At 43.3% G+C, this 24,221-nt stretch carries 22 protein-coding genes and 3 pseudogenes; 10 read left to right on the top strand and 15 right to left on the bottom strand.

The features are described from left to right. The first annotated feature begins 77 nt into the window (after positions 1 to 77). Both B5D77_RS20640 and cax read left to right on the top strand, forming a co-directional pair. The gene (locus tag B5D77_RS20640; protein ID WP_008196429.1) at positions 78 to 689 is read left to right on the top strand and encodes a YdcF family protein; all 612 of its coding nucleotides are present in this window, start codon (positions 78 to 80) and stop codon (positions 687 to 689) included. A gap of 48 nt (positions 690 to 737) precedes the next feature. After that, positions 738 to 1,826 carry a calcium/proton exchanger gene (gene cax / locus B5D77_RS20645; RefSeq protein WP_008196426.1) on the top strand — a complete coding sequence of 363 codons (1,089 nt, stop codon included), beginning with the start codon at positions 738 to 740 and terminating at the stop codon, positions 1,824 to 1,826. Positions 1,827 to 1,828: 2 nt separating this feature from the next. Here the strand turns inward: cax and rsmG are convergent, their stop codons facing one another. The 5 genes and pseudogenes from rsmG to B5D77_RS20680 form a co-directional block, all read right to left on the bottom strand. Beyond that, positions 1,829 to 2,506, bottom strand: coding sequence for a 16S rRNA (guanine(527)-N(7))-methyltransferase RsmG (gene rsmG / locus B5D77_RS20650; RefSeq protein WP_106909558.1), 678 nt, complete (start codon positions 2,504 to 2,506; stop codon positions 1,829 to 1,831). 204 nt (positions 2,507 to 2,710) lie between these two features. Further along, positions 2,711 to 3,004, bottom strand: a pseudogene (locus B5D77_RS20655) (ATP-binding cassette domain-containing protein); the annotation flags it as partial. Positions 3,005 to 3,199: 195 nt separating this feature from the next. Then, a pseudogene (locus B5D77_RS20665) lies at positions 3,200 to 3,493 on the bottom strand (ATP-binding cassette domain-containing protein); the annotation flags it as partial. A 209-nt stretch (positions 3,494 to 3,702) separates the two neighbouring features. Continuing rightward, a pseudogene (locus B5D77_RS20675) lies at positions 3,703 to 3,996 on the bottom strand (ATP-binding cassette domain-containing protein); the annotation flags it as partial. A gap of 209 nt (positions 3,997 to 4,205) precedes the next feature. After that, positions 4,206 to 4,832 carry an ABC transporter ATP-binding protein gene (locus tag B5D77_RS20680; RefSeq protein ID WP_106909561.1) on the bottom strand — a complete coding sequence of 209 codons (627 nt, stop codon included), beginning with the start codon at positions 4,830 to 4,832 and terminating at the stop codon, positions 4,206 to 4,208. Positions 4,833 to 4,917: 85 nt separating this feature from the next. Here B5D77_RS20680 and B5D77_RS20685 point away from each other — a divergent pair, with 85 nt between their 5' ends. Then, entirely contained in the window at positions 4,918 to 5,832 is a 915-nt protein-coding gene (locus tag B5D77_RS20685) for a Sll0314/Alr1548 family TPR repeat-containing protein (RefSeq protein ID WP_008196414.1), read from the top strand. Between the two features lie 941 nt (positions 5,833 to 6,773). On the opposite strand, the gene B5D77_RS20690 is transcribed toward B5D77_RS20685, so the two are convergent. The 4 genes from B5D77_RS20690 to B5D77_RS20710 all read right to left on the bottom strand — a co-directional run bounded on the left by B5D77_RS20690 (position 6,774) and on the right by B5D77_RS20710 (position 10,465). Next, entirely contained in the window at positions 6,774 to 7,046 is a 273-nt protein-coding gene (locus tag B5D77_RS20690) for a hypothetical protein (RefSeq protein WP_008196411.1), read from the bottom strand. Positions 7,047 to 7,147: 101 nt separating this feature from the next. Continuing rightward, a complete protein-coding gene (gene hisC, locus B5D77_RS20700) occupies positions 7,148 to 8,194 on the bottom strand; it encodes a histidinol-phosphate transaminase (RefSeq protein WP_008196407.1) in 1,047 nt (348 codons plus the stop codon). 101 nt (positions 8,195 to 8,295) lie between these two features. Continuing rightward, entirely contained in the window at positions 8,296 to 9,516 is a 1,221-nt protein-coding gene (gene ispG / locus B5D77_RS20705) for a (E)-4-hydroxy-3-methylbut-2-enyl-diphosphate synthase (RefSeq protein WP_008196405.1), read from the bottom strand. Between the two features lie 34 nt (positions 9,517 to 9,550). Continuing rightward, positions 9,551 to 10,465 (bottom strand): alpha/beta fold hydrolase, encoded by a 915-nt coding sequence (locus B5D77_RS20710; RefSeq protein ID WP_008196403.1) that lies wholly within the window; start codon positions 10,463 to 10,465, stop codon positions 9,551 to 9,553. A gap of 432 nt (positions 10,466 to 10,897) precedes the next feature. On the opposite strand from B5D77_RS20710, the gene B5D77_RS20715 reads away from it, so the two are divergent. Beyond that, complete coding sequence (locus tag B5D77_RS20715; protein ID WP_008196401.1) at positions 10,898 to 11,467, top strand: TIGR04376 family protein; 570 nt, start codon at positions 10,898 to 10,900, stop codon at positions 11,465 to 11,467. Positions 11,468 to 11,471: 4 nt separating this feature from the next. Here the strand turns inward: B5D77_RS20715 and B5D77_RS27795 are convergent, their stop codons facing one another. Next, the gene (locus B5D77_RS27795) at positions 11,472 to 11,597 is read right to left on the bottom strand and encodes a hypothetical protein (protein ID WP_256386889.1); all 126 of its coding nucleotides are present in this window, start codon (positions 11,595 to 11,597) and stop codon (positions 11,472 to 11,474) included. A 40-nt stretch (positions 11,598 to 11,637) separates the two neighbouring features. Here B5D77_RS27795 and lysS point away from each other — a divergent pair, with 40 nt between their 5' ends. After that, on the top strand, positions 11,638 to 13,359 hold the full coding sequence (gene lysS / locus B5D77_RS20725) for a lysine--tRNA ligase (RefSeq protein ID WP_106909564.1): 1,722 nt from the start codon (positions 11,638 to 11,640) through the stop codon (positions 13,357 to 13,359). 144 nt (positions 13,360 to 13,503) lie between these two features. On the opposite strand, the gene B5D77_RS20730 is transcribed toward lysS, so the two are convergent. Both B5D77_RS20730 and B5D77_RS20735 read right to left on the bottom strand, forming a co-directional pair. Continuing rightward, positions 13,504 to 15,150, bottom strand: a complete 1,647-nt coding sequence (locus B5D77_RS20730; RefSeq protein ID WP_106909565.1) for a DUF3685 domain-containing protein — start codon at positions 15,148 to 15,150, stop codon at positions 13,504 to 13,506. Positions 15,151 to 15,208: 58 nt separating this feature from the next. Next, on the bottom strand, positions 15,209 to 15,649 hold the full coding sequence (locus tag B5D77_RS20735; protein WP_002782820.1) for a Fur family transcriptional regulator: 441 nt from the start codon (positions 15,647 to 15,649) through the stop codon (positions 15,209 to 15,211). 659 nt (positions 15,650 to 16,308) lie between these two features. Between B5D77_RS20735 and B5D77_RS20745 the strand changes: the two genes are divergently transcribed. Continuing rightward, the gene (locus tag B5D77_RS20745) at positions 16,309 to 16,872 is read left to right on the top strand and encodes a PEP-CTERM sorting domain-containing protein (protein ID WP_106910034.1); all 564 of its coding nucleotides are present in this window, start codon (positions 16,309 to 16,311) and stop codon (positions 16,870 to 16,872) included. Positions 16,873 to 17,488: 616 nt separating this feature from the next. Here the strand turns inward: B5D77_RS20745 and B5D77_RS20750 are convergent. Next, positions 17,489 to 17,959, bottom strand: a complete 471-nt coding sequence (locus B5D77_RS20750) for a DUF29 domain-containing protein (RefSeq protein ID WP_106909567.1) — start codon at positions 17,957 to 17,959, stop codon at positions 17,489 to 17,491. A 178-nt stretch (positions 17,960 to 18,137) separates the two neighbouring features. Here B5D77_RS20750 and B5D77_RS20755 point away from each other — a divergent pair, with 178 nt between their 5' ends. The 3 genes from B5D77_RS20755 (at position 18,138) to recN (ending at position 21,919) form a co-directional block, all read left to right on the top strand. Further along, entirely contained in the window at positions 18,138 to 19,196 is a 1,059-nt protein-coding gene (locus tag B5D77_RS20755; RefSeq protein WP_106909568.1) for a DUF2157 domain-containing protein, read from the top strand. 104 nt (positions 19,197 to 19,300) lie between these two features. Beyond that, complete coding sequence (rppA, locus tag B5D77_RS20760) at positions 19,301 to 19,981, top strand: two-component system response regulator RppA (protein ID WP_106909569.1); 681 nt, start codon at positions 19,301 to 19,303, stop codon at positions 19,979 to 19,981. Between the two features lie 183 nt (positions 19,982 to 20,164). Next, positions 20,165 to 21,919 carry a DNA repair protein RecN gene (gene recN, locus B5D77_RS20765; RefSeq protein ID WP_106909570.1) on the top strand — a complete coding sequence of 585 codons (1,755 nt, stop codon included), beginning with the start codon at positions 20,165 to 20,167 and terminating at the stop codon, positions 21,917 to 21,919. Here recN and B5D77_RS20770 read toward each other — a convergent pair. Further along, positions 21,896 to 22,537, bottom strand: a complete 642-nt coding sequence (locus B5D77_RS20770) for a Uma2 family endonuclease (protein WP_106909571.1) — start codon at positions 22,535 to 22,537, stop codon at positions 21,896 to 21,898. The two genes, recN and B5D77_RS20770, sit on opposite strands and share 24 nt — an antisense overlap. 121 nt (positions 22,538 to 22,658) lie before the next feature. Between B5D77_RS20770 and B5D77_RS20775 the strand changes: the two genes are divergently transcribed. Then, positions 22,659 to 23,852, top strand: coding sequence for an FAD-binding oxidoreductase (locus tag B5D77_RS20775; protein ID WP_106909572.1), 1,194 nt, complete (start codon positions 22,659 to 22,661; stop codon positions 23,850 to 23,852). A gap of 2 nt (positions 23,853 to 23,854) precedes the next feature. On the opposite strand, the gene B5D77_RS20780 is transcribed toward B5D77_RS20775, so the two are convergent. Next, a complete protein-coding gene (locus tag B5D77_RS20780) occupies positions 23,855 to 24,130 on the bottom strand; it encodes a hypothetical protein (protein ID WP_002732855.1) in 276 nt (91 codons plus the stop codon). Between the last annotated feature and the right edge of the window lie 91 nt (positions 24,131 to 24,221).

The raw sequence follows: 24,221 nt of genomic DNA on the forward strand, positions 1-24,221 counted from the left end.
GAGTTCGATGATCCTCACCCTCGATCACTTTAATCCACAAAGCTGAAGGCTGACAACCGCTCACCGATCACTGATATATGGTTCTCAAGGCTAATTCTCGCAGAAAAAAGCGAGTTTCTCCGCAAGGGAAGTTAGGCAAATCTAGGTTAAAATTGCTGGCTATTCCGCTAATTTTGGCGAGTTTAGGCTGGTTATACTACGATTTACGTCAGCAGTGGCTAAAACCAGAAGCGATTTTTGTTTTGGGAGGTCATGCCGATCGAGAACGTTTTGCGGCAAAATTGGCTAAGGAATATCCCGATCTACCGATTTGGGTGTCTTCCGGTAGTCCGCGACGATATGTGAGAAAGATTTTTAAAAAAGCGGGAATTTCTCCAGAACGTCTCCATCTCGATTACAATGCGCGAGATACTGTCACTAACTTTACTAGCCTAGCCGATCAACTGAAAGCCCGAGGTATTGATAGTGTCTATCTGGTTACTTCCGATAATCACATGAGAAGGGCGCGATTAGTGGGAGAAATTGTTTTTGGTAGTCGCGGAATTATGATTAAACCGGTGACTGTTCCCTCCCAATCACCCCCCGAACCCCTAGAAAAGTCGCTCAGAGATGGTTTTAGGGCAATATTATGGATAATAACTGGTTCTACTGGGGAATTTTGGCTAGAATCCGATTCCAGTCCCCTTTAGTTCCCGATCCGATCAAAATAAAATTATCTTGACAAAATTACCCACTTTATGTTAAGCAAAAATATCATTTTCGCCATCCTATTGATTTTTGTGCCTATATCGATCGCCGGTTCGGTGTTACACTGGGGCGGAACGGTAGTTTTTATCACCGCTTGTCTAGCCATTATCCCCCTAGCGGCCTATATGGGGGAAGCCACCGAAGCGATTGCGGTGGTGGTCGGGCCAAATATTGGCGGTTTGATGAATGCCACCTTTGGCAATGCCACAGAATTAATTCTTGCCTATGTCGCTTTGCGGGAAGGGTTCATCGATGTGGTAAAAGCGACGATTACTGGCTCAATTATCGGTAATTTACTCTTAGTTATGGGATTATCGATGTTTTTAGGCGGTTTACGCTTCAAAGAACAGGAATTTCAACCGATAACCGCTCGTTTAAATGCTTCGGCCATGAATTTGGCGGTGGTGGCGATTCTTTTACCCACTGCGGTGGAATTTACCTCCACGGGAGTCGGGGAAGCAGTCCTGCAACGTCTATCGGTGGCCGTGGCAGCGGTGTTAATTTTCGTCTATGGTTTAAGTCTCTTATTTTCCATGAAAACCCACACCTATCTCTACGATGTTGGGGTTGCCGGTATCGAGGAGGAAAGCACCAGAGAAAGCACCGCAAGGCCGAAAATCTGGTTTTGGTCTTTGATTTTATTGATCGTTACTATCGCCGTGGCCGTAGAATCAGAGTTATTGGTGGCATCCCTAGAGGAGGCTACGGAACAGCTAGGTTTAACGGCGCTGTTTACTGGGGTAATTCTTTTGCCTATTATCGGTAATGCGGCCGAACACGCTACGGCTGTCACCGTCGCTCTTAAGAATAAAATGGATCTATCGGTATCTGTGGCCGTCGGTTCCAGTATGCAGATCGCCCTGTTTGTGGCTCCGGTTTTGGTTATCATGGGTTATATTATCGGTCAGCCTATGGATCTAAATTTTAATCCCTTTGAGTTGGTAGCAGTGGCTGTAGCGGTGTGGTTGGCTAATTCGATTAGTAGTGATGGGCGATCAAATTGGTTAGAGGGAATGTTACTCTTAGCTACATATACTATCCTGGCCTTGGCTTTCTTTTTCCATCCTCTCACCGCTTAAAGTTATCCCTTAGAGATATATAGACAATGACGGATGCTTTGGCTTAAGGGAGTGGTAAAACTGGCAATTTCGAGGATTTTACCGCCAGCTTTCCCTAGATTCTCCTCTAAACTTAAACTATCCTGCGCGGACCACTGACCACGATAGAGAATAGCGATTCCGGTCTTTTTCAGGAAAGGCAAAGCATAGTTAACACAGATATCCACATTACCTACCGCTCGCAAACAGACGATATCGTAAGCACAGTTATGTTTAAGGTTTTTCCCGACGATTTCCGCCCGACCTAAACGAGTTTTCGTGTTATTTAACTCTAATTTGTCAATAACTTCTTCAAGAAAATTAATCTTTTTTTGGGTGGAATCCAAGAGAGTCACCGACCAATGGGGATATGCGATCGCAATTGGCACTCCCGGAAACCCGGCCCCGGTCCCCAAATCAATGACTGATAGGGATTTTGTCAATAGATCCGGCTGGGATTTTTGCAACCAAGCTAAACCCGATAAAGAATCCCAAAGATGTTTTTCCCAAAACTCCTCTGGTTGGGTAATTCGAGTGAGATTAAAACGTTGATTACCCTCTAAAATCAAGTCATAAAGTTGTTGAAATCGCGCTTGTTGGGCCCCATCGGGTTGCCATTCTAGGGTTTCTTGCCAAAGGTCAAATAATTCAGGAAGGATCATTAATTCGGGTTTGCTAAAAAAGTTTGTTGGTGGGGTGTGGGAATTATGAATTATGAATTATGAATTATGAAGTGGGGGAGATAGGGAAGTGGGGAAGTGGGGAAATGGGGGAATGGGGAAGTGGGTAATTTCAACTAAAAACCCCAACACTCTAAAACCCCAACACCCCAAAACCCTAAAATCTCAACTATCTGTTTTTTCACTTTATAATTCCCTCAAATGTCCTTGTTCAATTTTCCAGTGACGGTCAGCAATGGGGAGTAATTCTCCGGCATCGTGACTAACTACTAATAAAGTCCAGTGTTGTTTGAGACTAGCGAGAAGTTTAGCCAATTGACGACGCATCGACCAATCTAAACCGGCCGTAGGTTGATCAAGAAGTAACAGATTAGGCTGCCGGATTAACTGGACAGCGAGGGATAAACGACGCTGTTGACCCCCACTAAGATTGTGGGGAGGAGTATCTAGAGGAATATTTTCTAATCCTACCTCCTTAATCAGTTATCAGTAATCAGTTATCAGGTATGAGGGGAGTGGGGAAATGGGGGAATGGGGAAGTGGGGAAATGGGGAAGTGGGGAATTTCAACTAAAAAACCCCAACACCCCCCGCAACGCGCACGCAGTGACCACCCCAACACCTTAAAACCCCAAAACCCCAAAACCCCAACACCTCAACTATCTGTTTTTTCACTTTATAATTCCCTCAAATGTCCTTGTTCAATTTTCCAGTGACGGTCAGCAATGGGGAGTAATTCTCCGGCATCGTGACTAACTACTAATAAAGTCCAGTGTTGTTTGAGACTAGCGAGAAGTTTAGCCAATTGACGACGCATCGACCAATCTAAACCGGCCGTAGGTTCATCAAGAAGTAACAGATTAGGCTGCCGGATTAACTGGACAGCGAGGGATAAACGACGCTGTTGACCCCCACTAAGATTGTGGGGAGGAGTATCTAGAGGAATATTTTCTAATCCTACCTCCTTAATCAGTTATCAGTAATCAGTTATCAGTAATCAGTTATCAGGTATGAGGGGAGTGGGGAAATGGGGGAATGGGGAAGTGGGGAAATGGGGAAGTGGGGAATTTCAACTAAAAAACCCCAACACCCCCCGCAACGCGCACGCAGTGACCACCCCAACACCTTAAAACCCCAACACCCCAAAACCCTAAAATCTCAACTATCTGTTTTTTCACTTTATAATTCCCTCAAATGTCCTTGTTCAATTTTCCAGTGACGGTCAGCAATGGGGAGTAATTCTCCGGCATCGTGACTAACTACTAATAAAGTCCAGTGTTGTTTGAGACTAGCGAGAAGTTTAGCCAATTGACGACGCATCGACCAATCCAAACCGGCCGTAGGTTCATCAAGAAGTAACAGATTAGGCTGCCGGATTAACTGGACAGCGAGGGATAAACGACGCTGTTGACCCCCACTAAGATTGTGGGGAGGAGTATCTAGAGGAATATTTTCTAATCCTACCTCCTTAATCAGTTATCAGTAATCAGTTATCAGTAATCAGTTATCAGGTATGAGGGGAGTGGGGAAATGGGGGAATGGGGAAGTGGGGAAATGGGGAAGTGGGGAATTTCAACTAAAAAACCCCAACACCCCCCGCAACGCGCACGCAGTGACCACCCCAACACCTTAAAACCCCAAAACCCCAAAACCCCAACACCTCAACTATCTGTTTTTTCACTTTATAATTCCCTCAAATGTCCTTGTTCAATTTTCCAGTGACGGTCAGCAATGGGGAGTAATTCTCCGGCATCGTGACTAACTACTAATAAAGTCCAGTGTTGTTTGAGACTAGCGAGAAGTTTAGCCAATTGACGACGCATCGACCAATCTAAACCGGCCGTAGGTTCATCAAGAAGTAACAGATTAGGCTGCCGGATTAACTGGACAGCGAGGGATAAACGACGCTGTTGACCCCCACTAAGATTGTGGGGAGGAGTATCTAGAGGAATATTTTCTAATCCTACCTCCTTTAGGGCTGCCGTTAAGCGATCGCTTTGAATCTCTGGATGACCGAGACGCAACTCCTCAAGGATGGTTTTACCGCAAAAATGACGTTCGGGAAACTGAAAAACGATTCCTCCTAATTGTTGCAGGTGCAGCACCGTTAATTCTTGGTCGCGCCAGTGAATCGTCCCTCCTGTTTTATCGGCAAAGCCTGCTAGAATTTCCAAAAGAGTCGTTTTTCCGGAACCACTGGGCCCGACAATCAGACCTAATTCTTGGGGTGCTAATTCGAGATTAATCCCCTGTAAAATGGGATTGAGGGCAGCGGGAGGATGATAAACCACATCTTTGAGATAAAGCATTGACAAGAAAATAACTGGAAATTAAGTCTAGAAACCCGTTTCTATTGTGACAGATTTTTTCATTCGCTCAAGGAGACTTTTGACCATGGTGCTGAGGTTAGGTTTAACGAAAAAAATGGCGATCGGTGCTTCCCTAGCTGTTATGGTAGTGGTTAACTGGATTGGTCCGGGATTAGCCGGAGATCCTTTCCGCAAAACCAATCCCCGACCGATTGGTGATAAGACCGAGGCCGCTTTTAACGCTATTTTTAAACAAGGTAACTATCTAGAGGCAAAAAAATTAATTGTTGAGGCCACGGAAAAGGAACCCGAAGAACCTTTGTCCCATGCTATGCGTGCCTCTCTTGCTTTTACCGACCAGGATTGGAACACCCTAAAAACCTACTCCGAGAAAACTAAGGCAGCGGCCAAACAAATGCAGGACAGCGACCCTTTAAGGGGAAATTTGTATCTAGCGGTGGGGAGTTTTTTAGAGGGAACCTACGTTTTTCAAACCGAAGGAGCAGTATCGGCTATCCCCAGATTACAACAGGTGTTTCAGTATTTGGAAACCGCAGAAAAGGTTAATCCCACGGATCCGGAATTGAACCTGTTGAAGGGTTATATGGATTTGATTTTAGCGGTTAATCTGCCCTTTTCTAGTCCCCAAGAGGCAATTGAAAGGCTAGAAACCTACGGAAGTCCCGATTACTTGGTTGATCGAGGTATAGCTCTAGCTTACCGGGATTTAAAGCAGTACGATCAGGCTTTGCGGTTTATCGATAACGCTCTGAAAGCGACCCCCGAGAATCCGGAATTAATGTATCTGAAGGGTCAAATCCTGAGAATTCAAGGCAATACGGATAAAAATACCGGCTCTTTGAAACTGGCACTAGATTACTTTAATAATGCCCTGAAAAAACAGGAACAACTCCCCGAATCGGTCAAAAAACAGTTAAATCGCGAACACCGTAAGGTACAGGAGGAGATTAAATCCCTAGAAAACACCGCTAGTCGTTGAAAAACGCCTAAAAATAGTCAATATTTGGGCTTTTTATCGGTGATCAGTTGCTGAAGGCAAAAGGCAGGAGGCAGTCCCGATGCCAAAGTTGGCACCGCCAAGCCTGAAAATATGATAGGCTCCAATTAGGGCTAAGACAAAAAGGTTGTTCCTTCAATAGAGCTTTCTAGCCTGAAAGTCAGTCGAACCAGAATACCCAGAGGCATCGCCAATTGTCGCTACCAACCCTTTGTTAGCATATCTTTGATGTTACTCAAAGCCTTGCCTTTTAAGGGCATCCTCTCCCTCTATTGACTTGTGGATGGTTTCCTACTGCCCAGAACGGGCAGACTCATACTAAATCCGGTTATTAAAAACTGATTATCTATTACCTCTTTTGCCTATTGCCTTTTGCCTGTCCTCATAAGTAGCCTATACTCAACGGATTTAGTATCACTACCTCAGATGTACCAAGTCTAAAGCAGCAGGAAATGGCGCCACTCTAGGCATCTAGAGGACAGGACTAAGGTTATTACTAACCCGCACCTGTGGGGTTATAACCTTATCAAGGTACTACATTTACCAAGCGGCTAATCCTCTAAACGTCTTACCGTCTAGTTTCTAGCCAACGAATCGCACCACACCCTACACCCTCTTTCAAGTCGTGAGTCAGTAAGAATTGCGGCAATTTACATTTCTTAAGATAGACAACAGAATTTATGTCCGACTACTTAGGGTCTGCTGAAAAAGTTTGTTGGTGGGGTTAGGAGTCAGGCTTTGGCCGTGAGCTCAGCGTTCGACAAAAGCTCACGCGGCGGTTCGACAGGCTCACCGTCCGCTCGACTGAGCCCGCCGAACGTCCGAAATCTCAAGCCAGGGTCCGAACGGGTGTGGGGTGTAGGGAAGGAAACCTCTTTCATCTGTGGGGGTGAAAATTTTTTCATCGGGAATGACTCCTAACCCTAACAACAATTTTTGATGTTTACAAGAGGTCTAGTATAAACCCACTGATTATGATTTTTTCTGGCCACGATTTTTTTAGAAGCGACCAAAGATTTTAGACAAAGATTGAGCATAGAAACGGGACGATTTAGGCGCTCACTCAATTCTTGAACTGTGATTCCTTGCGGATAAAATTGCATAAGTTCAAAAATTTGTGCGCTAGTATTTAATCCTTTTGTTGGACTAATAATCTTAATAGCCAAGGCTAGTAATCGGGAGAAACAACAGGACATTAGACCCTTGTTTGTCGATGCTTTGTTCCGCTCGATCTAGCCTTTTTTTCGAGGAATTATCAGGGTTTAAAGTACTAATAAAAGCTTGACTAAAATAGAGATTAATTTGTTCCCATAATCTCTTGAATAGCAGATAAAAGGCGATCAATCTCCCCATCAGTCCCGATAGAAATCCGCACATAATTCTGAATGCGAGGATGTTTAAAATATCGCACTAATATCTGACGCTCTTTCAGTTGATTATATAACTCACTGGCACTAATGTGCGGGGGAGAAGCGAGGATAAAATTAGCTTCCGAGTCAAAAACAATAAATCCCAACTCGCGCAGAGAAGTAATTAAACGGCTGCGGGTTTGACAGACTTTTTGCCAAACTTGCTCAAAATAATTATGGTGTTTTAAAGCTGCTGTGGCTAAAGTTTGAGCGATGCGATCTAAATTATAGGAATCACGCACCTTATCCATCTGTTCGATAATTGCCCTGGAAGCAAAACCGAAACCGACTCTTAACCCCGCTAAACTATAACTTTTCGACATAGTGCGACTAATGATGACATTATCGTAACGGGAGAGAAAATCGAGATGATTGTCATCACTAAAATCCACATAAGCTTCATCAATTAATACCAATCCCGAGGCATTAGCACAGGTTGCTTCTAAATAGTCGCGATCAAGATGTTTACCGAGGGGAGGATTAGGAGAAGCTAGAAAAATTAATTTCGCTTCCGGACAAATAATCGGTCCTGCTAATTCAAATTTATCATTAGTGGGAAATTCGATAATATTTGCCCCGTGTACCCGGGCAATTGTCTCGTAAAGGGAATAGGTTAAATCCAAAAAAGCGACACTTTCGCAAGGGTTAACAAAAGTTCGCAGGGCGATATTAAGGATATCATCGGAGCCATTACCCGCGATTATCTGATCAGCTGTGATGCCGTATAATTCCGCCGCCGTTTGCCGTAACTCTTTGGAGATAGGATCGGGATAGAGTCGGACTTTCTCTAATTGCTCTGGCAGGTGGGCAAAAATTTCCGCCGGTGGGGGATAGGGATTCTCATTGGTGTTAAGTTTGGTAAATCCCGCAGTTTGGGGCTGTTCTCCCGGAGTGTAAGCGGGGGTTTGACGAACACAATCGCGTGTAGGTAGCATGGACTCTCTGGGTCGGCAATTTCTAGCAAGCTTTCCATTATAACAAATCCTCGCCGATGATCGGGGGTTGAACAGATGTCAACCCCTACCGGTAAAACTAATTAAGGTTCTACCCAACGGCCATCGGCTTTAATTAAATTAATCAACTCGGTTACACCTTCACTTTCGGGGACTCGTTTAATTTCCTCGCGACCGCGATAAAGGGCAATATAACCGGCCTGTTTCCCCACATAACCATAGTCTGCGTCGGCCATTTCTCCCGGTCCATTGACAATACAACCCATAACGGCGATATCGAGTCCGGTGAGGTGTTTAGTCGCTGCACGCACTTGCTGCAGGACATCTTCTAAATTAAAAAGAGTGCGACCACAGGAAGGACAGGCAACGTATTCGACCATGGTTTTCCGTAGTCCCAGGGCCTGGAGAATGCTGTAACAGACGGGAATTTCCTTTTCGGGAGCTTCCGTCAGAGAAACGCGAATCGTATCACCAATACCGTCTGCTAAGAGAGTGGCAATCCCGGCAGTGGATTTAATTCGTCCGTATTCCCCATCTCCTGCCTCAGTAACCCCCAAATGCAGGGGATAATCCATACCTAACTCGTCCATGCGCTTAACCATGAGACGATAGGCGGCCACCATCACCGGCACGCGGGAAGCTTTCAGGGAAACCACCAGATTGCGAAAATCGAGGGATTCGCAGATGCGGATAAATTCTAAAGCCGACTGTACCATTCCTTCGGGGGTGTCGCCGTAGGTAAAGAGCATTCTTTCGGCCAGAGAACCGTGGTTAACGCCGATTCGCATCGCTTTATCTTGATCTCGCAGGGAAATCACCAAAGGTTTCAGGGTTTCGGCAATTTTTTCGCCAATTTCATCAAATTCTGCTTGACTGTACTCGCTGCGGTCGGCTTTCGGTTTCTCGAAAACGTACAAACCGGGGTTAATCCGCACTTTATCGACGTGTTTGGCCACTTCTAGGGCGATTTTCATGCCGTTGTGATGTACGTCGGCTACTAACGGCACGGGTTGATAGGTGGCGAGCAGTTTTTCCCTAATTTTAGCCAAGGCGGTGGCGTGGGCCAGACTCGGCACGGTGACGCGGACAATTTCACAGCCGATTTCATGGAGGCGACGGATACCGGCCACGGAACCATCTATATCAAGGGTATCCTCGTTAATCATCGACTGCACGACCACGGGATGACCACCACCGATGGTAACGCTACCTACCCGGACGGGACGGGTTTTGCGTCGGTGAATCGTGGTGTCGAATTCGGAGGCAGTTGCGGGGGGTTTGAGCGTCGATTCCAAGGTTTGCATAGGACTATCACCAACAATCACTCTCCCTATTCTCTCAAAGAACAGGGACAGATTCTAGCCACTCCAATAAAATTGGGTTAAAACGGTCAGGACATTCATCCTGTAAACAATGACCGGCCCGGTCAAATTCTACATATTTAATCCTAGGATTAAGGAAGACAAAACCCTGAGCTAACTGGACGGGAACCATCCGATCTTGCTTGCCCCAACATAATAAAATCGGGATTTCTAAGCGTGGTAAAATTAACTTTGCTGGTGGACAATATTCGGGATGATTGACAGCTTGTGCTAGGGAAATAAAGGCCTCGGCTGCCCCCTCATCTAAGGTTGGGGCGGCGATAATTTGTACTAATTCGTCGCTGACTGCTTTCTTGTCTTCGTAGGCGATTCCTGTCCATTTTTTCAAGACTTGCGGACGACGCAGATAGTAAAAAATCGGTTTTAATAGCCAAGGAGAAGTGAAAAAGTTTTCGATGGGAGTGACGATATTTAATAACCAATCGGCGATCATTTCCCGCCGACGGCTGACATCGGGTAAACTGAGCATAACTAATCCGGCTACCATTTCTGGGTATTTACCCCCTAGGGCCATACTAACTAAAGAACCGATCGAATTTCCCACTAATACCACCGGTCTATTGATAAAAGTTTGCCAGAAATCGTGTATCTGTTCCACCCAGAGATTAACGGTATAGGGAACCTGCACTTTGCGCGAACCACCAAAACCTAATAAATCTACCGCATAAACTCGATGATTTTGGCTGAGGATAGGAATATTATGGCGCCAATGTTCGATCGCCGCTCCAAATCCGTGCAGTAAAATTAAAGGGGGATTATCGACATCTTGGGGGTTTTTTGCCGGCATAAAACTATAACGAATTTGCCAACCGCGCCACACCCAATCCCGTTGATAACCGATGCGTTCTGTCCAAGCTGGTGAAGTTGTCACTTAAGTCAAACAATTAAGAGGGTTTCAGGAAATATTACTCTAGTTTTATTATACGGGTTTCCCCCTGCCTAACCCACAACCGAATAACATTTTTGTACTACTTTTTCCAAATATATTTAGGTCTTGCTGAATAATGGTAAAACCCTTTTAAAATAAGGCTTTTGACCTGCTAAAATCCGACGTTCATGCTGCGAAAATAGGATTAAGACCTTCAAAAACCTTGTATTATCCTTACTTAAGTACACAAACTGGTACAAAAAAAAGAGGACAACAAAGCCTGAAACGACTGGCTACTGACTCCTGACTCCTAACCCCACCAACAAACTTTTTCAGCAGCCCCTATTTAAATCTAGGGTTGATCTAGCCTATGCTAAAAAGAGGGGGATTAAAATCGCTCCTAGACTTTAATTGCAAATTTAGGATACTGCACAGATGGGCAATCTATTTGATGATGTCAGTCGCTTTCTTGAAACCCAACTGGAAGAATTTCTCAGAAGTCATCCCCAATTAGAATTACAGGCGCTGGTGGAACAACTGTGCGAACAGGAGCGCGATACTGCTAAACTGATTACCGCCCTAGAAAATGAGCGTCAACGTCTCGAACAGCAAATTTTGGCCACTGCCCAAGATATCCAAACTTGGCACGCTAGAATTGATAAGGCTAAGGCTGCTGGACGGCAGGACTTGGTTAAGGCTGCTAGTGAACGCGAGGCAGCCCTCTTCCGTGAGGGTAATCAACTTTGGGGACGGATGGAAGGGGTGAAAAAACGTCTGACTCAATCCCAAGAGTTACTGCAACAAGTCCAACAACGTCGTCAAGAAGTGCAAATTAAAGCCGAAAAAGCCCCTAAAAATCAGTCCCGTGACTGGGAAACCACTTTTTGGGATCAACCCCAAGAATCGGACTATCAGCGCTCGAACTACGATAATCTCGATCTAAAATTTAAAGAATGGGAAATGGAAGAAGAATTGAAAAAATTAAAGCGAGAAATGGGACGATAATTTTTCAGTGAGCAGTGAACAGTAAACAGTAAACTGATAACTGATAACTGATAACTGATAACTGATAACTGATAACTGATAACTGATAACTGATAACTGATAACTGATAACTGATAACTGAAATCCCCAAAACCTAAAAAATTCCCCAGAATTGTTCCTCTTAGAAAACGATGGCATCTCAAGCACAAAATCCTGAAAATCAACCCTCCTCTACCCTCGAAGAAATCCGGGCCGCTCGTTTAGAAAAAGTGGCAGGATTGCAAAAAGCTGGCTTAAATCCCTACGCTTATCAGTGGAAATCTACCGCTCACGCTCAACAACTACAAGAGCAGTACGCTGACTTAGCACCGGGAGAAGAAATTAGCACAGAAGTGGCGATTGCTGGTCGGATTATTGCCCGAAGAATCATGGGTAAACTAGCCTTTTTTAACCTGCAAGATGAAACGGGAACGATTCAATTATACCTCGATAAAAAACGCATTAGTGAAACCATGGCCGCCGTGCCGAATGCCTTTAACACGGTGATTAAACTAACCGATACAGGCGATATTTTAGGCGCAAAAGGCACAATTAAACGCACAGAACGCGGCGAATTATCTATCTATGTAAATCAGTACGAAATTCTCACCAAATCCCTCTTACCTCTCCCGGATAAATGGCACGGTTTAACCGATGTAGAAAAACGTTATCGACAAAGATATGTGGATTTAATTGTTAATCCCGAAGTGCGACAAACTTTTCGCCGTCGCGCCCAAATTACCGCTGCTATTCGCAGATATTTAGACCAAGAAGGTTTTATTGAAATTGAAACTCCCGTGCTACAAAGTGAAGCGGGAGGAGCCGATGCTAGACCGTTTATCACCTATCATAATACGCTGGAGATGGAGTTATATCTCCGCATTGCCACCGAATTACATCTAAAAAGATTAATAGTCGGTGGTTTTGAAAAAGTCTTTGAGTTAGGCAGAATTTTTCGCAATGAAGGGGTTTCTACTAAACATAACCCTGAGTTTACTTCCATCGAAATCTATCAGGCCTACGCCGATTATTATGACATGATGGAGTTAACCGAAAACATTATTGTTAACGCTGCACAAGATGTTTTAGGTACGCTGAAAATCACCTATCAAGACAGGGAAATTGACCTAACTCCCCCTTGGCGACGAGTGACTATGCACGAATTAGTCCAAGAAATAACTGGGGTTGACTTGAATAGTTTTGAGGATTTCGAGTCGGCTCGTATTGCCGCAGAAAATGCCGGTATTGGCGTTCCAGAGGACTGTAAAACCATCGGTAAGCTCCTAAATGAAGCTTTTGAACAAAAAGTCGAAGAAACCCTAATACAGCCCACTTTTGTGCTAGATTTTCCCGTGGAAATTTCCCCTTTAGCTAAACCCCATCGCTCAAAAACTGACCTCGTGGAAAGATTTGAATTATATGTGGTTGGACGGGAATTAGCTAATAGTTTTTCTGAGTTAACCGATCCCATCGATCAACGGCAAAGATTGGAAGCACAGGCACTCAAAAAAGCGGCCGGAGACTTAGAGGCCCAAGGCGTTGATGAGGACTTTTTAACCGCTTTAGAATACGGAATGCCCCCCACGGGAGGCTTAGGAATTGGCATCGATCGCCTGATCATGTTATTAACCGATTCTGCCAGTATTCGCGATGTGATTGCTTTCCCCTTATTAAAAAGTCAAAGTACAGCGATTAAATCTTTTGACTACGATGAGGACAAAAAAATTCTGAAAGTGGAATTTAATCACGGTGGTATCTATCTTTATCATGATCTACCTTTGGCAGTATATAAAGACTTTCAGTCTGCACCATCGAAAGGACAGTTTTTTGTCGGACAAATTCGCGATAAATACAGTTTTGACAAGGAATTGTAAAAGTTAGGGTCACTTCAGTTATCAGTTATCAGTTATCAGTTATCAGTTATCAGTTATCAGTTATCAGTTATCAGTTATCAGTTATCAGTTATCAGTTATCAGTTATCAGTTATCAGTTATCAGTTATCAGTTATCAGTTATCATTCATGATCCCTTTTTACCTTTGACTTCCTGCCAAGTGTTACCAACTCCCTGTAAAACCCCGCGAACTACTAAACCAATACCGCGACCGATAACTTGGATAAGGATATAGACTACTCCCTTACCCACCACCCGAAAAAAAGCGCGTAAACGAGGAGATAAAGAGTCTCTTAATTCTAAGGCGATCGAAGCTAACCAGGGTATGCCTGTTAAACTGTTTAATTCTTCCTGTCGGGGGGAATAAATGGCTAGAGATTGGATTTCTCCCTCGCTATAGTGAAATAATTGATATTGACTTTCAAAGATATCTTTGGGTTCTTGCCAGTATTGTTGCCGTCGGTATTTCCAAGATAATTCATTGCGGATTTTAGCTAATTTTCTGGCGATGAGAAATTCCGACCGGTAAAGTTTTTGTTTGATTCTTTCCGATTCCGAGAAGTTATTGAGAATAATTACCGTCACTGCATTGGCAATATTATGAATGAGATTTTGCAGGAGAATTTCGGCTCTGGCGATAGTTTCAGGAGCATTAGCCCAGTATCCTACTCCGTCAATAGTTAAACTATTTTCGTACACTAAATAGGAAAATAAGTCAAGAGTAAAAGGAATTTTATTGAGGATTTCTGTTTGAATTGCCTCTCTTTCTTCCAGAATAATTTCGTTAAGTCTGCCTTTACTAATTTCGTCATAAACCGAGGTATTAATTTCTAAAAATTTACGGGTAACTTTCTCCCAGATATCGTAAATAATCAGATTTAAGCGACTGGTTAATTCCCCACTGCTAACCTGTAAATATCTCATTTCATCGACATTTTTACGAATTTCATCGAGAACTAAATACAATAATTCCCGTTGCCGATTATCCTGTAAAACATCAATTTCAAAACTAATCTTTGTTCTATTAATTAAAGGCGATCGAATAACTGCTAAAGTGGACTCAAAAACCGCCGAAACACAGAGGGGACGCTCGCGGCTTAAAATTGGTAATTCCCGATCGATATTGTTAATTATTATCGGAGGTGTCGCTGAAGCTGAATTGTAAGAGCTACCTTCCAGGGGAATTAGTTTTCTCACTAGCCATAGGGCTGCTAAAAGTTCTCGTTTTCTCCCCTGCCAATAAAAGCGATCAAAGCCGGATAAAGACTGTTGATTGAGATGGAGATCAATTAAATGTAATTCACTTTCGATGCGATTTAATCCCGTTCTTCCGGCAGCAATTAACCAATGGCTAGGAGCTAAACTTGGACGGGTAGCAATGGTGAGAGCAGAAGGGGCAACATCCGGGGATTCATCCCGGGAAATTTGTCCTAAAATAGTGATAAATTGCTCTAGGTTTGTGCCTTTGGGAATATAACCAGCGATGCCTAATTCTCTGGCGATTAGTTGCTGTCGGGAGTCGAGAGGAAAGGTTAATAGAACAATTTTACTTTCGGGATAGCGAGAGTGGAGAATTTCACAGTAAGACCAATCAAAGAGAGGATCGATAATAATAATTTCGGGGGAGGGATTCAGAGTCAAAGCGAAAATTGTTTCTAAATCCCCTTCGGTGACGATACTAATATTTTCTATCTGCGACAAGGCCTGCACCAGACCCAAGCGGAAAATCGGGTCATTATCGATGATAATTAGGGTGAGAGGGCGATCGATCACAAGAGTTGCAGCCTGTCAACGGATACTATTCACAGGGTCAATTATACAGTGATCCGGCTCATTTGTTTTGTTTATAGCCATAGAAATCGATGCGATAATCGGTAATTTTTACCCCCGTTGATGCCTCGACCTGTTTAATTAATTCTGGGGGAAGTTGGATATGCACATCGATGATTTCCTGACTGTCCAGACAATTGATGTGACTGTGGGAATCGCTGATGTTACCGTAGAGTCTGCCGTCCCAGCGTTCCACAGATTCGATAATGCCTTGACCCGATAGAGCCTCTAGGTTTTGGTACACTGAGGTATGACCGATGTTTTTTCCTTGCAGATTGAGACGATCATAAATTTCTCTCGCTGATAGGTGTTCCCGCGCTTGCCACAGCAATTCTAAAATATAGCGACGCTGACGACTAACCCGCATTCCTAAAGTTTGACACCTTTCGATCGCATCTTCTAAACACCGGATCGGTTTTTGTTTTACCTCCAAATTGTCCATAGTTGTGTCCGTTGACCTCCGCCCTAATACATAGTCATTACCAGTTTAGCTTAGTCTTTCGATCGATGTCCACATTGCCCCAGTTTTCAGCCCCTCTTCAAACTGAGATAAAAAATCAGCAGCGCCAGATTTGAGTAGATTTGCGGGGGAATGAGTGGAAAGAACCACAGAGGCACAAAGGACACAAAGATCGATCGCTACTATATAAATTGAACTTAGGGACTTGCGTGGGAATAATATCCCAGCCAGAAAATCACTCTGTAGAAGAATCAGACCAGCCAGATGGCATATTATCAAAGCGCAAGTCCCTTAGCTGCGGGGGTTCTCGAAGGCTCTCCCCCTACTTAGGGTGATCAGCAAACCTGAGCGCTCGGAGGGCGCAAGCATTGCGCCCCTACAGTAACGGATTTTGTCCACAATGTAGGGGCGAACTGCGTTCGCCCAAAAGGTACATTATCAAAGCGCAAGTCCCTTATCACACAAAGAATAAGAGAACCAACCATTTGCTTATTTCTATAAATAGGATTGAATATTTCTATACAAATCCTCTTGAAAAATATTTTGACCTACTGTACAGTTGGGCTGTAATTTAATTTATTTTTAGGGCCATGGCCACCAAATCGCCAAAATTATTCGAGTCATTGCGGTCTATGACCGCAATGACTGTCACTACTGTTGGCCTCACCCTAGCCGCTGCTTCTGGTGCTAGTGCCGCAACAGTGTCCGGTTTCCAAACTCCCTACGCTCCCATTAACTGGACATTTACCAATAGTAATGCCAACGGGTTCGTCAATACCAACGGCGCTCCCGCGTCCATTATCCTGACTGGGGGGGACAATGGTTCTGTCAAGTCTGGAACCACAGACTACACCACCACTGCGGCTGCGGCTGGGACGGTGACGTTTGATTGGAACTATTCGACTAATGATGGGCCTTTGTTAGATCGCTTCGGATATCTGCTCAACGGCAGCTTCACCCAAGTAACTAATAATGGGGGAGATGTTGACCAAAACGGGACATCGACGTTTAACGTCCTAGCTGGCGACAGCTTTGGTTTCCGTATTTTCACTACAGACAACACCGGCGGACGGGCTAGTGTGATGATTTCTAACTTTTCTGCCCCTGCCCCTGTTCCTGCCTCTGTTCCCGAACCCTCAACTGTGCTGAGTTTGCTGGTACTAGGAGGCTTAGGCGCTGGACTGAAGTACCTTAATCGCAATTGATGTCCTAAAAAACAGGGGACTAGGAGTTGACCTCTCCTCCTAGTTCCCAACTTGATTAGCTGTTGACTGTCTGCGAGTGCCGGAGTTTGGAGCGGGGAGAGTTGCACAATTCTGGCTTTAAGTCAATAGCCTTTACAAAACTTCAAAAATTGCAACATAAAAAAATGTCATCCCTATGGGCTTTTTTTGGGCAAGAGAATCGATATAGTCCCCTGATTGCCTTGGTTTTCCGTTGATTTAACGTTTAATGCTTAAACTAAGCCCACAGCATACCACGATCATACCATATTAATAAATGTAGGCAACCCAGATTTACAGCCAAATTTTGGCAAATTCTGGGAAAATCAAAATCTTGTAACTTACTTGTTACACTTGACTAATCGCCCCAAATATTTAAATATTTTAATTATTTAGCTTAAATTTATAATTTTTACTTATTCTTGAAGGCTGATTAACTAGGGTTGGGCAAAAAAGCTTGTAAGCTCTATTTAAAGTCAGTCGAATCGCTTAGTATCGGGAGACAGATGTGACTTGTATAGCTTCCCAGTTTTTGAGATTTGAAGACTTTTTAGAAGCATTTTGAAAGTGTCTTAGCTGATGGATTAAATATGAATTATCAGCCATAGAAATCTTCATCAAGAATCTGTTCTAAGGAAAAAGGGCAGTCTAAGGGATATGCTTCCTCTGGAGGAATCGCAATTCCAAAGTCAGCCAATTTACTTTCCTTGATGGCAATTTTGCGACCTTTAGGATAGGTTTTATCGATGGCGATTGCTAAATGAGATTTCAAAGAAGGGGTGTTTTCTAGTAAGGCGATAACTCGTTCCCTGTGTTGGACAATGGAGCTATACCAGCTAGATTTCATGCTTTCAGGGGCGGAGGATTGTACTTTTAATTTCAGTAAATGAGCCAGCAAAATCATTAAATTTCCTTCCAAGGCATTTTTATCTGATTTACCCAATTCTTTTAACTCCTCAACCAAATGAGATACATCTAATGCCTGAAAATCTCCTTGTTCTAACTGACCTATTGTTGTTATCAGCCATAATTGAAAATCTTGTTCATAGAGTTCTGATTTAGTTATCATAATTGCTTCGATAATAGTTAATCTAGATTGAATTGTACTCTATTTTGCAGATTTCGGATGTTTCTAGCGGTAAATGTTAAGTTTTATTACAGGATTTAACATCTGCGCCTATGCCCTATTCCCTTATCCTTAGGATAAGCGGTTAAAATACATCTTAGCTTAAGGACTAGAGAATGTTATGAGACTAGAAAAAGAAGATTTTGATTGGGCAGTACAACAAAACCTAATTACTGCCAGCCAAGCTGAAAATTTATGGACGGCTTTTTTATCCCGTTATCCCCAAGAAGATGAAGTTAATCGCCCTCGCTTTAATTTCGCTAATGTGGCCTATTATTTTGGGGCATTAATTGTTATCTCTGCCCTGGGGTGGTTTATGAACGAAGCTTGGGAGAGTTTCGGTGGTGCAGGACTATTTTTTATCGCCCTGTTTTATGCAGTTTGTTTTATTTTGACTGGAAACAATCTCTATTTTCAGCAAAATCTTAAAATACCAGGTGGCCTTTTATTTACCATGGCAGTGGCAATGACTCCCTTAGCAATCTATGGTTTACAACGCTGGACAGGATACTGGCAAGCCGGATATCCTGGCATCTATCGAGATTTCCATACATGGATTAAAGGCAGTTGGTTTTTAATGGAATTAGGCACGATTATCGCAGGATTAATAACTTTGCGATTTGTTAAATTTCCCTTCTTAACTGCACCCATTGCCTTTAGTCTGTGGTATATGTCAATGGACTTAACTCCTTTACTATTTGGAGAGAACGAATATACATGGAGACTGCGACTGTGGGTATCCTTTTGGTTTGGAATTGCCTGTTTAATAACTGCCTATTTAATTGATGTACGTCAGCGCCGTAGTCGGGGTGATTTTGCTTTTTGGCTGTACCTATTCGGATTGATTATGTTTTGGTTTAGTCTATCTCTCCTCATCGATGATAATGAAGCGCAACGATTTTTGTACTGTCTAATTAACTTGGGATTGATGTTATTATCCGTCCTGCTAAAAAGAAGATTATTTGTGGTTTTTGGAGGTATCGGAGTATTTGCCTATCTTTCCTATCTCTCCTATCGTCTCTTTGCCGATTCAATTTTCTTTCCCTTTGCCCTAACCGTCCTAGGACTTGGTATTATCTATATGGGAGTTTTGTATCAGCGTCATTACCAAACCATGGCTAGATTTCTTGAAAGTTATATCCCTCTCGAATGGCGCAATTTATTCCCCAAAGATCGATAATTAGGAGAAATGGGGACATGGGGATATGGGGGAAATGGGGAGATTCAACTAAAAAACCCCAAAACCCCAAAACCCCAAAACCCAACACCATCTTTTTTAATTTTATGAAAATACTTATCGTTGATGATGAAAAAGAATTAACCGAACCCTTAGAACAAATTCTTGCTCAAGAAGGCTATGAAGTTGATATTGCTGATAATGGTCGGACGGGTTTAGAATTGGCACAAGAGAATAATTATGACCTCTTAATTCTCGATTGGATGTTACCCCAGCAATCCGGATTACAAATCTGTCAATATTTACGCAATCAAGGGGACACCACTCCCGTTTTGTTTCTAACCGCTAAGGATACCATAGATGATCGAGTGGCGGGATTAGATGCCGGTGCTGATGATTATTTAGTCAAACCCTTTCAACTGCGAGAATTATTAGCGAGAGTCCGCGCTTTATTGCGTCGTTCTCCCAATTTTGAAGCTAGTAATAGCAGTAAATTAAAATTTGCTGATTTAGAACTCGATAGCGAAAATCAAGTGGCCTATCGTCACGGTCGCACGATTAGTTTATCAGCAAAAGAAGTACAATTGTTAACTTTATTTATGACCCATCCCGGGCAACTTCTCACCCATGAACAAATTTATCAGCATCTCTGGTCAGAAGGAGAGCAACCTAATAGTAATGTGGTTCCTGCCCTGATGCGCTTGCTGCGTCGTAAAATCGAAGCGGCTGGGGAAACACCTCTAATTAATACTGTCTATGGTAAAGGCTACCGTTTCGGGGAAAATTAGGGAATGGTGAAAGATAATAAGAATAAGTAACTGGTTATAATTAAATTAAAAATGGATTTTAGGTTCGATCCCCCCTGCCCCCCTTAATAAGGGGGGATTAAGGGGGTATCCCCCCTTAATAAGGGGGCATCTGATAATTTTTAACGCCTACCTACTTAGCAACTGATTACTGATTACTGATATATGTTATCCTGCCTACAAATTGAAAATTTTACCCTCATCGATCGCTTAGAATTAACTTTCGGCAGCGGATTAAATGTACTGACCGGTGAGACGGGGGCAGGAAAATCAATTATATTAGATGCGATCGATATTGTTCTCGGTGGTAAAGTCAATCATCGCGTCATCCGTCAGGGAAGCCAACAATCAACCCTAGAAGCGACTTTTTCTCTGACTCCAGAATTAATTGCTTGGCTAGAAAGTCAGGAAATTGACCCATTAGAGGATAATAGTCTGACCATCAGCCGGGAATTAGTGATTACTAATAATTCCTTGCGTTCTCGTTCTCGCATTAACGGAGTCGTCGCTAATCGCCAACAAATGGCGCAAATAAGAGATTTTTTGGTAGAAATCACCGCCCAAGGTCAAACAGTTCAGTTAATGGACGCTAATCGACAGAGGGAATTATTAGATCTCTACGGGGGTGAATCGCTGCTGCGGCAGCGGGAAAAGGTAGCCACAGCCTACCTTAACTGGCAAGAAAGCAAGAATATTTTAAATAATAGGTTGCAATCGGAACAAAATCGCCTACAGAGATTAGATTTACTAGAATATCAACTAAAAGAACTAGAATCAGCTAATTTAACTGACGCTGACGAGTTGGAACAGTTGGAACAGGAAAGAAACCGACTCTCCCACGGTGTCGATTTACAAAATTCCAGCTATCAAGTCTATCAACTCCTCTACCAAAATGATCGCGATCAACCGGCCGTCGCTGATTTGTTAGGAAAAGCTGAAAATATCTTGACAAATATGATGGTTTATGATATCAGTTTAGAGCCAATTTTAGAGATGGTGCGATCGGCATTAAATCAGGTGGTGGAAGCGGGACAGGAAATCAACGTTTATGGGGATAGTCTAGAGGCAGATCCGGAGAGATTGAACGAGATAGAAGAGAGAATCGTCCAACTTAAGCGCATTTGTCGCAAGTATGGCCCAAGTTTAGCCGAAGCGCTCGATTATTATCAGAAATTACAGCAGGAATTAGCGGAGTTGACGGGAGAAGGACAATCGATTGAGGAATTAGAAAAAATTTGTCAGCAACAGGAAAAAATCTATCGAGAAACTAGCACCCAGTTGACCTTTTTGCGACAAGAAACCGCTAGTCAACTAGAAAAACAATTGGTACAGGAATTAAAACCTTTAGCCATGGAAAAGGTGATTTTTGTCTGTCGGATTGACCCGGGTAATCCTAGCAGTCTGGGAGTCGATCAAGTGGGATTTTATTTTAGTCCCAATCCGGGGGAAAAAATCCAACCTTTATCCAGTACCGCTTCCGGAGGAGAAATGAGTCGTTTTCTCCTAGCTTTAAAGTCCTGTTTTTCCCAATCCCAATCAGCAGCCGCAACCCTGATTTTTGACGAAATTGACGCGGGAGTATCGGGAAAAGTTGCCCAGGCAATTGCCGATAAATTAGATCAATTAGGTCAACAATATCAAGTTTTGTGCGTTACTCATCAACCCTTAGTGGCTGCTTTAGCTGATCACCATTTTCGAGTTTATAAACAAATGATTGCCGAAGATAATTCCACTAATCTCTCGGAAATTCGCACGGTTGTCCGGGTTACTTCTCTCGATAATCGTCAGACGAGAAGGGAAGAATTGGCACAATTAACGGGAGGAAATTCGGCAGCGGATGCCCTCGCTTTTGCCGAGTCTTTATTGGAGAAAGCTGCTGCTAAAAAACCGCAGGATTTAACCTTGAAATTGACTGATTAAGCAACGTCCCACCTGACTTTGATCTCTGGTGCGTGCCTGTTGTAAAGCTGACTCTAAAACCGAGAGTTTTAAATTAGGTAAAACCTTTGATATATCAATTCTTTTGCTCCCTCGATCAATTATTTCAAAAGCAAATATTTGGGGATAATCGACGTTAACACTCCAGTATTCACTAACTCCTAATTCTTCGTAGAGTAAGCGTTTATTACCTAAGTCATCATTAAGGGTAGATTTTGAGATTTCAATGACTAAATCTGGTGGAGGATACTGATTTAAATCAATAATCGAAGTACCGTAGGGAATCAGATTAGCTTTGTCTGCAAAATAATAAGATATATCTGGTTGAACTTCTCGATAACCAGACCTGCGAAAACTGCAATTATCTTTGGCATTAAAGGGCAGATTTTTTAGGGTAGCATAGAGACTAACAGCGAAGATAAAAATAGCATGATCGCTGGCATGATCGTTACCAATAGGAGTTATTTCTAATCGATAATAGCCATTGTAATAATAACTTTTTCCTTGATTCTCTGGGAAATTTTTAATCGCTGCTAAGTATTCTTCCCAACTACCTCTAATCCATCGGTCAGTTATCCCCCTAGTTTCTAGCTGTTGCATAGTTATCCCATCCCGCTTTCAACTTTTTCTCTGATTATAGCAATTATTGATCAAATCAGAACTAGGGAACCGAGCAAGTATAATGATAGGATAGATTAATTTAGTAAAAATTAGCCCAATTATGACCACAACTTATGATTATATAATTATCGGTGGTGGTATCACCGGTTCCGCCTTAAGCTATGAACTAGCTAACCTAGGCAGTCGAGTTCTCTTATTAGAAAAAGAAACCCATCCCCTCAACGCCACTTTCTACAGTTACGGGGGTTTAGCCTATTGGTCGGCCACCACAGAAATTGAGAGAAAATTATATCAAGAAGGTCGAGAAATTCAGCGCAATTTATCCCAGGAATTGGGCATAGATAACGAATACCGGGACCTAGACTTAATTCTCACCGTGAACCCCGAAGATGATCCAGCTACTGTGGCCGAAAAATTTGCTATCTTTGCTATTACCCCCGAAATTCTCGATCCGCAGGCAGCGATCGCTTTAGAACCTTTATTAAATCCCGCTGCTATCTCCGGAGTTTTACGACTACCCCACGGTCACATTAACGCCGAAAAAACTAATCTTGCCTATCAACAAGCTTTTCTGCGTCTGGGAGGCAAGATTATTCGGGAAGCTGTCATCGAATTGATTGAAACTGCATCGAGGATGACCGGCGTAAAAACTCCTAAAGATAATTATTATGCCGGAGAAACTATCGTCTGTGCGGGGGGATTAACCCGGTCTTTACTGCAAAAATCCGGCATTACTACTCCCGTCTATTTTACCCATGCCCAGGTGATTAAAATTCCCCCCAGCGAAATCAAATTAAACACCCTAGTTATGCCCGCAATTCCTTCTAGATTGGTATTAGAGCAAAAAATCACCCAACTAGAAAATCAGGGCATTTGGCAGAGAGAAACCCCAGAAATAATTGCCAGTGTTTTAGAAACGGGGGCGGTACAATTCCGGGATCAAAGTCTTTATCTAGGGCAAATTAGCGCCATTATCACCGATCCTGGCGCGATTTTAAACCCTCTGGCCGGGGAAAAAGCAATCCGCACCGCCCTGGGGACATTGCTGCCCTCTTTAGCCGCTCTCCCCGGCAGCTGTCATCATTGCCTAGTGGCTTTTGCTCCCTCGGGACGGCCCCTAGTGGGAGCGATCGCCGACAAACTGGGATTGCAGGTATTTTCTGGCTTTACCAGTACACTTGTATCGGCTCCGCCCCTGGCCCGACGTTTTGCGCGTCATCTGCTGGGGGAAAATGACGAGATAATTACTAATTTACAAAAGTTAAGAGAGAAATTAACTGATGGTTGCAATTAATCCTAATCGACTTTTTCCAACTGCCAAAGAATTTGGTTTCCCTCCCGTCTGACCCGGGAGATTACCCAATTTCGCCACGGCCAATGGTCGCCGCGACTGGTAACGGCACCCGGATTAATATCCATTAAATCGGCCACTTCGGCGCTGGTAATCAAATAACCGCGATTGGCCACTTCATCGGCAATGCGTAGGGTTTCGATCAGATGTCTTAGCTGGTCAACTCTTTCTCCCCGGGGTAATTGGATTTCATCGCCAGCGCTATTAGGTGGTTCATTCATGGTGATGGTCTGGTCAAAGTTGATTAACAATAAAAATTGTCGGTTAAGGCAAACAATCAAGCTTCCCCTATCGTTATTCTATCGATTTCAT

This window comes from Microcystis sp. MC19, assembly GCF_003019735.1.
In the GTDB taxonomy this organism is placed as follows: Bacteria; Cyanobacteriota; Cyanobacteriia; order Cyanobacteriales; family Microcystaceae; genus Microcystis.